General features: G+C 61.4%; 2 protein-coding genes. Both read right to left on the reverse strand.

The features are described 5' to 3' along the window. Window positions 1–10: 10 nt before the first annotated feature. Window positions 11–1,117: a hypothetical protein gene (locus PLL20_22120; GenBank protein HPD32696.1), complete on the reverse strand. Its 1,107-nt coding sequence runs from the start codon at window positions 1,115–1,117 to the stop codon at window positions 11–13. Between the two features lie 420 nt (window positions 1,118–1,537). After that, window positions 1,538–2,831: hypothetical protein (locus tag PLL20_22125; GenBank protein HPD32697.1), on the reverse strand; the 1,294-nt coding region annotated here is incomplete at its 5' end.

Genomic DNA, 2,831 nt, shown 5'->3' on the forward strand with positions numbered 1-2,831 from the left:
CACCGCATCATCAAACCGGCGGATTTACAGCATGTTCAGACCGGCGCCGACAGCAAGCTGGGGGCACGACATCAACGCGGTCGCGAACGACTGTCGTTGCATCATAACCTGCGTCGCCCCAACTGCCGCTGTGCAATACCAGCCAGTCCGTTGGATGGCCCCAAAGCGGCGTGACCGGGCAGCCACCTTCCGCCGTTGGCAGTTCAAAGCTGCCGTTCGAGAGGGTCGGCAAAACGACCATGAAGCCGTTGGGCAAAGTGGCGGTCAACGGCTCGCCGCTTCCAAGGCTCACCATCACGTTCCAGCGCCCGTTGGCAGCCCCGGTCAGGGCAAACCTGCATGTCAGTACGTTGGATGACTGAACGCTCAGGTTTGTCGCGTGAATGTCCGAAGCCCCGGGGCGGTTGAGCCTGACCGAAACGGGGCCGCGAGTGAAGTCGAACCCCGTAATGGTCGCGTCGATCGTGGTGCCTCGAGTGCCGTATGCCGGCACAATCTCATCAACCCGATTCGGCTCAACACAATTCGGCACCTCTTCCAATACGAGGTTGTCGAAATGGAGAGCCCAGCCCACCCAATCGTTATAGCTGGCCCTCGTGACCACCGTCACCTCGTTCCCGAACGGCAACTGGCCGCAGGTCTGGAAAGGCAGCCACATCGACGTAATACCATTAGCGATGGTGCTTTGGACGGAAGCGATCAGGGTGCCGCCGCTAGGGTCAGTGCCAGTGCGAATCTCCGCGGTCACGGTCAAGCGGCCGCCGCCGTAGGAGTCAGCGCCGTAGAACCAGAGGCCCGACAACTTGTAGTAGTTGCCGGTGGTGAGGCCGGTGACCGTCTGCCAAGCCAGTTTATTCTCGCGGCCCCAACCCTGGAGGCTGGCGTGTGTGCCGTCGCCGTCTCGGGGGCAGGGAGGAGACTTGTAGTCTCCATTGCGACGCTCGCCCGAACCGGCCGGTGAACTCTGGAACGTCATTTCCCAGTTGCTTATGTCTTGCCAGTCTTCAGCGCAAGGTGGCGCAACCGGCGGGTCGGTGAAACTCGGGTTGAGCAGAAGGTTCTCTCCCATTGCCGCTGAAGAGATCGCAAGAACGGCTAGGACGCTGCTGCGACGCATCGGGGCCTCCTTCCTGATAGGCAGTCGTCGCGATGCTTGAGGAAGATCAAAGATTCCGTTGCATCGGGTCGAGTGACCTGGCACGTCGACAGGTTGAGCAACGTTGCCTCTTATCGATCCAGTACATCGGACGCAGCCGCCTACCGCGATGAGCTAAAAAGTTTTAGATAAGACAATTCCTACCATCCAATGTACCCCGGTGGCTGCCCTCGTGTCAATACACAACTCGGCGAATACCGGCGATTCCCGCAGCTTTCATCCGAGGCTTTGCTGATACAAGGACTTGTACATGGCAGGGGCGGGAATCAGACTCGCCGGCGGTTCCTTGGTCGCCCCGGACTTGCAAGGGGCCAAGCGTCGGCGTCCGCCAGGTTGTTGGGTGCCATGACGGCGGCTCTGCGTGGCCATGTTGCCTGTACCTCATCGCTCGAGGGTCACCGCAGCCAGCACCGGCGCAGCAGGGGTGCCGTAGTCGCAAAAGATGATCCTCTTGAGTTCGGCCTGTCGCAGCTTCACGCCCATAACGTTGAGGTGCCACGGTTTGCCGCGCAGACCGCAGGTCACGCCGGTTGCGCGGGGTGCCGAGGTCCAATCCTCGCAGGTGTAGCCCGTGATCAACGGAACAACCTGCTTCTGTCCGTCGGCATATTCGACCTCGTACGCGCCCACGGCCCCCCATTCGCCAACGCCGGCGTCGGTGGCCCCCCAACCGGTCACGTTGCCGAGAAAGAACGCTCGTTTGGCCACACCGCTGACCGTGATCTCGACCTGTGTGGGCCACTCGCGGTCGGCGGGTGCCTTGTCTGAAGCCAAAACGATAAGGCCCTTACCGTTGTTTGCGGTCGGGTCGATGATCCGGAAAGGAATTCCGCAGACAGTCTGGTCGCCCACTGGCAGGCCGGTGAGGAGGAACTTGCCTGGATTGGCGACGCCAAACGGCGCCGTGAAAGGATCGGTGTTGGCCAATTTCGACAGGTCGAGCAGCACGCAGCGATCAGCCGGTATCGCCGGGTCGGCAGGCAAATCGACCACATCGCGGATTGTTCGAGGAAGCGGCGGGGCGGTCTTGGCGTACATCTCTACCACGCCGGCATAGTCCCATTGTTTCTGCTGAGCCGGACGAGTCTCGACGCTCACGCCGGGGATCGAAGCTTCTAGTGGACGCGAGGCCGGCAGATGGAGCACAACTCGTCTGGGTTTTTGTCGATCTGCGCCCTTGAACTGCACGAAAACGCCTTTGGCTGTGCCGCTCACAAGCATGTCGACCGGCCCAAAGTGAGTGGGGGCGCGATCGACGCTGATCTCCTTGCCCTCCGCCAGCCAGCCGTCGGGCACGCCCGCCAGCAGATGAAGCTCATCTTCCTGTTCGTGGATCAGCATGTGGCGGAGCATGATCGCATAGTTGGCCGCGCCCGTGGTGTGGGGGATGGTGTCGCTCCAGGCGAATCGCCGTTTGTAGAAAATGCCCTCGGGAAAGGCGTGCGTCGCCGACGAGTGCAGCAGGTACCAGTAGAAATCCTCAACGACTTGATCGTGTTCGCCGCGAACCAGGGCCGCCATCGTCGTGTAGGCTGACATGTAGGGGTGGATTGCATCAGGCAGCCCGGTCCAGCGAATCGTGCCTTCGATAAACCCGCCGCCATGGCGCTGGCGAACCTCCTTCTGCATGGCGGCCATGCGGGGATCGTTGACATCGAAAAGGGCCGTCGGCCAG

It is taken from the genome of Phycisphaerae bacterium, assembly GCA_035384605.1.
Taxonomy (GTDB): Bacteria; Planctomycetota; Phycisphaerae; order UBA1845; family PWPN01; genus JAUCQB01.

Bases quoted from the DNA above. Each gene is read 5' to 3' on its own strand.
- PLL20_22120 (HPD32696.1), bottom strand. From the start codon at position 1,117: ATGCGTCGCAGCAGCGTCCTAGCCGTTCTTGCGATCTCTTCAGCGGCA.